The organism is Oribacterium sinus (assembly GCF_963537195.1).
In the GTDB taxonomy this organism is placed as follows: Bacteria; Bacillota; Clostridia; order Lachnospirales; family Lachnospiraceae; genus Oribacterium; species Oribacterium sinus_A.
In genome coordinates this window covers 1-6,016 of sequence record NZ_CAUTEG010000120.1, presented here as the reverse complement: position 1 = coordinate 6,016, position 6,016 = coordinate 1, and the positions used below count along the sequence as shown (strand labels likewise).

The 6,016-nt window shown below is 44.1% G+C and carries 6 protein-coding genes; 5 read left to right on the top strand and 1 reads right to left on the bottom strand.

Annotation, left to right across the window (positions count from 1 at the left end; translation table 11 throughout):
- Positions 1–291: 291 nt before the first annotated feature.
- Positions 292–687, bottom strand: a complete 396-nt coding sequence (locus RYL27_RS10340; protein ID WP_007156226.1) for a hypothetical protein — start codon at positions 685–687, stop codon at positions 292–294.
- 246 nt (positions 688–933) lie between these two features.
- On the opposite strand from RYL27_RS10340, the gene RYL27_RS10335 reads away from it, so the two are divergent.
- The 5 genes from RYL27_RS10335 to RYL27_RS10315 form a co-directional block, all read left to right on the top strand.
- On the top strand, positions 934–1,221 hold the full coding sequence (locus RYL27_RS10335) for a co-chaperone GroES (protein ID WP_304072414.1): 288 nt from the start codon (positions 934–936) through the stop codon (positions 1,219–1,221).
- A 30-nt stretch (positions 1,222–1,251) separates the two neighbouring features.
- Positions 1,252–2,877, top strand: coding sequence for a chaperonin GroEL (groL, locus tag RYL27_RS10330; protein WP_314346183.1), 1,626 nt, complete (start codon positions 1,252–1,254; stop codon positions 2,875–2,877).
- A 117-nt stretch (positions 2,878–2,994) separates the two neighbouring features.
- The gene (locus tag RYL27_RS10325; RefSeq protein ID WP_314346182.1) at positions 2,995–3,489 is read left to right on the top strand and encodes a hypothetical protein; all 495 of its coding nucleotides are present in this window, start codon (positions 2,995–2,997) and stop codon (positions 3,487–3,489) included.
- On the top strand, positions 3,486–5,456 hold the full coding sequence (locus RYL27_RS10320; protein ID WP_314967051.1) for an NAD(+) synthase: 1,971 nt from the start codon (positions 3,486–3,488) through the stop codon (positions 5,454–5,456). Before RYL27_RS10325 ends, RYL27_RS10320 begins: the two co-directional genes overlap by 4 nt.
- A gap of 109 nt (positions 5,457–5,565) precedes the next feature.
- On the top strand, positions 5,566–6,016 hold a 451-nt coding region (locus RYL27_RS10315; RefSeq protein WP_314967050.1), incomplete at its 3' end, for a TrmH family RNA methyltransferase.

Genomic DNA, 6,016 nt, shown 5'->3' with positions numbered 1-6,016 from the left:
ACTAACTTCAAGCTTCGCTTTGCTCGCTTTCAGTAAGTACTGACGGGCTCAGATTACCCCTATTATAGACCCATACTGCATTATTCGCTTCACTTATTGATTTTTTACAGTTCTTCACTTCGCCGGATATCGGCAAGTATCGGGCTCAGACTACCCTGATTTTCGAATCTTTATTGCAAAAAAAATCCTTTATGATTTTGATTTTACAGTTCGTTTTTCTGTCAATAAAAAAAGTAGAGTAGGAGGAACCTACTCTACTTTTTTGTAAAAGTTCAAAATAATTTTTAAAGCTTATCGAATCCAAACACCGTTGGAATCTACTCTGTATCCGTCAGGAGTAAGCTTATTCATGTAAAGAGATCCTAAAGGCTGGTTCTCTGCCGGTGCCTGAGCGAAATAGTAGGTGTCAAAGTTGATTTTCTGCCATCCGGTTACCATACGTCCGTTAGCTCCGATGTAGTACCACTGGTGCTGACTTACAATCCAACCATAGATTGGTGCACCATTCTCATTGCTTACGAATGACCAAGAACCATCTCTGTTTGCTACCCAGTGTCCGTTGGATTCTGCTACTGTGGTGGTAGATCCGCCGTAGCTGGAAACAGCGCCCTCTGCAGCAAGTGCAGGAATTACAGATGCAGTTGCCATGCAAGCAATTAAAGCTGCAACAAGAATATTCTTTTTCATAAATAAACCTCCAAAGCCATTTTTTTTATTCAAGCTACCTTATTATTATACCTTGTATTACAACATAAGCAATAAAAAATTCCTTTTATTTTTCTGATATTGTTAATATTTTCGTAATACATTGTTTCTTATATTTTTTCACAAAACTTTCACAGGCTTTTAGCACTCAGTGCTTGACTCTGCTAATAAATCCTCTTATAATAGCCCTGTTGTTAAAAAAGACCTGTGAAGAATAGGAGGATTGCTATGAAGTTAGTACCATTATTTGATAAAGTTGTGTTGGAAAAAGAAAAGATGGAAGAAACCACCAAGAGCGGAATCGTTTTACCGGGACAGGATGATAAGGAAAAACCCGGACAGGCTGTAGTTATCGCTGTAGGTCCCGGCGGAGTTGTAGATGGTAAGGAGATTACCATGCAAGTGAAGGTAGGACAGCATGTTCTGTTCTCCCGTTATGCAGGCTCCGAGGTAGAGCTGGATGGAAAGAAGTATACCGTTGTTAAGCAGAATGATATCTTAGCAATCGTAGAGTAATAGAAAAAGGGAATTCCAAGGAGGTAAAATATGGCTAAAGAGATTAAATTTGGAGTAGAGGCAAGAAAGGCCTTAGGGGCCGGTGTAGATGCAGTGGCAAATACCGTGAAGGTTACCCTTGGACCTAAGGGAAGAAATGTAGTATTGGATAAGTCTTACGGTTCTCCGTTGATTACCAACGACGGTGTATCCATTGCCAAGGAAATTGAGTTAAAGGATCCCTATGAGAATATGGGCGCTCAGCTGGTTAGAGAAGTAGCTTCCAAGACCAATGACGTTGCCGGAGACGGAACCACTACCGCAACGGTTTTGGCACAGGCTATTGTGATGGAGGGTATGAAGAACCTGGAGGCAGGTGCCAACCCCATCGTGCTTCGTAAGGGAATCCGCAAGGCTGTGGATGCTGCGGTAGAGAGCATTAAGAAGCAGAGCTCCAAGGTAAAGGGCAAGGATCAGATTGCCAAGGTTGCCGGCATTTCCGCAGGAGATTCCACTGTAGGAGATATGATTGCCGACGCAATGGAGAAGGTTTCCAAGGATGGTGTTATTACCGTGGAAGAGTCCAAGACTATGCTGACAGAGCTTGACTTGGTAGAGGGAATGGAGTTTGACCGCGGATATATCAGTGCTTATATGAGTACCGATATGGAGAAGATGGAAGCTAATCTGGATGATCCTTATGTATTTATTACCGATAAGAAGATTTCCAACATTCAGGATATTCTTCCTCTCTTGGAGCAGGTGGTAAAGACCGGTGCCAAGCTTTTAATCATTGCTGAGGACATCGAGGGTGAGGCTTTAACCACTCTTATCGTAAATAAGTTAAGAGGAACCTTCAATGTGGTTGCGGTAAAGGCTCCCGGATATGGAGATCGCAGAAAGGAAATGCTGAAGGATATCGCCATTTTAACCGGCGGAGAAGTGATTTCCGAAGAGCTGGGCTTAGACTTGAAGGATGCGACCATCGACCAGTGCGGTAGAGCAAAGTCCGTTAAGGTAAGCAAGGAAAAGACCACCATTGTGGAAGGTCTTGGTAAGAAGAAGGAGATTCAGGATCGTATCGCCCAGATTAAGGGACAGATTGAGACCACTACCTCCGACTTTGATAAGGAAAAGCTTCAGGAGCGTTTGGCTAAGCTTTCCGGCGGTGTTGCGGTAATTCGCGTAGGTGCTGCTACTGAAACCGAGATGAAGGAAGCCAAGCTTCGTATGGAAGATGCTTTAAATGCTACCAGAGCCGCTGTGGAAGAGGGTGTTATTGCAGGTGGCGGATCTGCATATATCCATGCACAGAAGGCAGTGGATAAGGTGGTTAACCAGTTAGAGGGCGATGAGAAGACCGGAGCAAAGATTGTTTCCAAGGCCTTAGAGGCTCCTCTTTATACCATCGCTTACAATGCAGGACTGGAAGGCGCTGTTATTGTGAACAAGGTAAAGGAAGGAACGGAAAACTTCGGTTTCGATGCTTACAATGAAGAGTATGTTAATATGATGGAGGTAGGTATTCTGGATCCTGCCAAGGTGGCAAGAACCGCTTTACAGAATGCGGCTTCCGTTGCTTCCTCCTTACTCACCACAGAGTCTGTTGTGGCAGACATTAAGGAGCCGACTCCTCCTATGCCACAGATGCCGGGAGGAATGGGAGGAATGATGTAAGGAAATCCTTCTAAAAACTAGGCAAAGAAGAGAATATCGATTACAATGGGAAAAGGAAATAAACTGAGCTTAGGCTTAGCTTTATTTCCTTTTTCGCGACAAGAAAAGGAGGGCAGGATGGAGAATTATGTGGAACATTTGGTAAAGGGAAAGATAGAGGCGAAGGATAAGGGAATACAGTTATTTGCAGTTTTCTTTCCTTTGGCATTTCTTGTGCTTTGCTACTTTTTAGCAATTCCCTTTATTGCTCTTTTTCCGGTTCTTTTTTTGTCTTACTATCTGCTGAATTCCGTGGATAGGGAATACGAGTATCTTTATCTTGGCGGAAGTTTTACTGTGGATCAGATTATTCATAGAGGAAAGAGAAAGCAGATGATAGAGATTAGCCCGGAGGAAATTTTGGAGATACAGCCCTTTCGTCCGGAGAGAGAGGAAGGATGGAAGAGGGAAGGAATTTCCGTTCTTCATGTAGAGGGCTTGGGAGGAAACAAATCTTACTGTATTCTTTTCCAGAAACAAGGGAAAAAACAGGTTCTTGTTTTTGACGGAAAGGACAGCTTATTAAAAGAAATGAAACTGCAGGCAAGAGGAAAATTTCAGGAGGAAGTATGAAGGACTTTGTAAGAGTGGCTACAGCCTGCCCAAAGGGGAGGGTAGCGGATCCGGAGTATAATCTGGAGCAAATGCTGATTTTGGCAAGAAAAGCAGAGGAGGAAAAGGTTTCTTTACTGGTATATCCGGAGCTTTGTCTGACTTCCTACACCGCCATGGATATGATTTATCAGCACAGTCTTTTGGAGGGCGGAGAAAGGGCGTTAATTTCCTTTTGCAAACAAACGAAGGATATGGACGTCCTTTTTGTGATTGGCTATTGCCTGTTGCTGGAAGGAAAATTATTTAATACCGGAGTGGTGACTTACCATGGCGATATTCTGGGAATTGTACCGAAGCAGTTTATTCCCAACCATGCGGAGTTTTATGAGAGAAGATATTTTCAGGAAGGAAAGGAAGAGGTACGCTTTATCCCCAACATTTTAAAGGGAGAAGGCTATAGAAAGGAAATCCCCTTTGGGGCATCCCTTCATTTTGTTCGGGAAGAGGATCCCAGATTCCGTCTGGCAGTGGAAATCTGTGAAGATCTATGGGTTCCGGTTCCGCCCTCCAGTAAGCATGCACTGGCAGGAGCTACCATCCTCGTCAACTGTTCCGCTTCTGATGAACTGGTGGGGAAGCGGGGAAGCAGAAGACGACTTTTAGAGCATTACAGCGGGAATCTTCATGCCTCTTATCTTTATTCCAGTGCGGGTCCCTCAGAGTCTACCCAGGATATGGTATTCTCTGCCCATTGTTTGATTTCGGAAAATGGAAGAATCTTAAAGGAAAATCAGCCCTTTGAGGAGGGAATTTTCTGGGCGGATGTGAATCTGGCACTCTTGGAAGGAGAGAGGATGCGACAAAGCACCTATTTCGTAAAGGAAGATCCTTCCTATACACAGTATTTTTCCATGAAGGAGAAGAACTACAGCCTTCAGCGCTTTGTGAGTCCCTGTCCCTTCCTGCCAAAGGCGGTAGAAAAGGAAGGAGAAAGGGCAAGAGAGATTCTTTCCATTCAATCCAGAGGCTTGAAAAAGCGTATGGAACATGTGGGATGCAAGAAGCTGATTTTAGGTTTAAGCGGCGGTCTGGATTCCACCTTGGCTCTTTTCGTATGTTTGGAGACCTTTGCCCTTTTGGGATATGATAAGGAAAATATCCTTTGCATCACTATGCCATCCTTCGGAACCAGCAAGAAAACCCATGACAGTGCGGAGAAGCTTGCCAAGGCCTTGGGCATTTCTTTGCGGGAGATTTCCATTGAGAAAGCGGTATTACAGCATTTTTCCGATATCTCTCAGGATTTGGAAAAGAAGGATATTGTGTATGAAAATGCTCAGGCCAGAGAAAGAACCCAGATTATGATGGATTTGGCCAATAAGGAGGGGGCTCTTTTGGTGGGAACCGGAGATTTATCCGAACTGGCTCTGGGCTTTGCCACCTACAATGGAGACCATATGTCCATGTACGGGGTAAACGGAGATATTCCCAAGACGGCAATCCCCATGCTTCTTCGAGAATTTGCAAGAAAATCCGGTAATCAGGAATTGGAAAAGGTGGTGGAGGAAATTATTGCCACTCCGGTAAGCCCTGAACTTTTGCCACCGGATGCCTCCGGGGAGATTAGTCAGAGGACGGAGGATGTGGTAGGTCCCTACCTTTTACAGGATTTTTTCCTCTATCAACATCTGCGCTACGGATTTTCTGCAAGAAATATCTATGAACTGGCTTGCTTTGCCTTCTCTAAGGAAAATCTTGCAAATAAGGAAAATGAACGGAACATTCCGGAATTCACAGCGGCAGAAATCCTGAAAAACTTAAAAATCTTCTATAAGCGTTTCTTTGGCAATCAATTCAAACGCTCTTGCTTGCCGGATGGACCAAAGGTAGGAAGGGTGGCCCTTTCTCCGAGAGGTGATTTACGAATGGCCAGTGATGCCTGCGCAGATGTCTGGCTTTCGGAGCTTTCGGAGCTGGAAGCTTAAATGTCTGCAGCTTGAAGCTTAAAAGTCCATATAGACGTTTTTCTCTTGTTTTGTTATAATATTTTATCGAGTTTTGCCTATTTTTTAGATTAGAAAGCGAAAGAGCTTCATGCATAGAATAGAATCTCCTCACAATGAGGGATTAAAAGAAATCAGGGAACTGACAAAAAAAGCCAAGAAACGATGGGAGAAGGGCATGTTTGTGGCGGAAGGGGAAAGACTTCTGCTGGATTTGCCTGCGTCCTCTTTGATTCAGCTTTATGTGCAGGAAGACTATCGAGGGGCATTACCCAGAGGGATAGAGAAAGAAGATTCCCGGATTTGTATTCTGAGTAAGAAGGCTATGGAAAGTATTTCCACCACGGAGCATGGACAGGGAATTCTGGGGCTGCTTCGTTTTCCGAAGTGGAAAAAGCCTGAGGGAAATCTGTTTCTGATTTTGGAAAATATTCAGGATCCGGGGAATCTGGGAACTCTTTTTCGTACGGCGGAAGCTGCGGGAGTAAATCATATTTTCCTAAGCAGGAATACGGTGGATCCCTTTAGTCCGAAAGTGGTTC

Bases quoted from the DNA above. Each gene is read 5' to 3' on its own strand.
- RYL27_RS10320 (WP_314967051.1), top strand. From the start codon at position 3,486: ATGAAGGACTTTGTAAGAGTGGCTACAGCCTGCCCAAAGGGGAGGGTA.
- RYL27_RS10340 (WP_007156226.1), bottom strand. From the start codon at position 687: ATGAAAAAGAATATTCTTGTTGCAGCTTTAATTGCTTGCATGGCAACT.
- RYL27_RS10335 (WP_304072414.1), top strand. From the start codon at position 934: ATGAAGTTAGTACCATTATTTGATAAAGTTGTGTTGGAAAAAGAAAAG.
- groL (WP_314346183.1), top strand. From the start codon at position 1,252: ATGGCTAAAGAGATTAAATTTGGAGTAGAGGCAAGAAAGGCCTTAGGG.
- RYL27_RS10325 (WP_314346182.1), top strand. From the start codon at position 2,995: ATGGAGAATTATGTGGAACATTTGGTAAAGGGAAAGATAGAGGCGAAG.